We start from the raw sequence: 557 nt of genomic DNA, 5'->3' as shown, positions 1-557 counted from the left end.
GACACCAGGATGGCGTCCTGTGTCGCCACCACCACGAGGTCGTCGACGCCCTCGAGCGCGACCAGCGCGCGGTCGGTCCAGACATTGCTGTTGCGGGAGTCCTCGAACACTGCAGCACCGCGCGCGGCATTGCCCTGCCCGTCTTTGTCAGACAATTCCCACACCGCGTGCCAGGAGCCGACATCCGACCAGCCGCAGGACACCGGCACCACCGCCGCGTGCGCGGTCTTCTCCATCACCGCGTAATCGATCGAGATCGCCTTCGCCGCTCCGAACGCATCTACATCGAGCTTGACGAAGCCGAGATCGCGTTCGGTCTTCGTCACCGCCTCGGTCACCGCCTGCACGCTCGCGGTATCGAAATTGCGATACTCATCGAGCAGCACGGCGGCGCGGAACATGAAGTTGCCGCTGTTCCAGAGATAGCCCGACGTGATGTAGTCGGCCGCGGTTGCGGCGTCGGGCTTCTCGACGAATTTTGCGACCGCGCGCACCTGTCCCGAAATGGTATCGCCGGGGCTGATATAGCCGTATTCGGTGGCCGGGCGCTCGGGATT

The 557-nt window shown here is 64.5% G+C and carries 1 protein-coding gene; it reads right to left on the bottom strand.

Translation table 11 applies throughout. From position 1 onward, the window contains the following. Nucleotides 1-557: sugar phosphate nucleotidyltransferase (locus tag AC5ZGW_RS46810; protein WP_496114223.1), on the bottom strand; the 557-nt coding region annotated here is incomplete at both ends.

Source organism: Bradyrhizobium sp. Crot121, from assembly GCF_059512385.1.
Note: the sequence above shows the minus strand (reverse complement) of the source record. Positions and strands in the feature narration are given on the sequence as shown.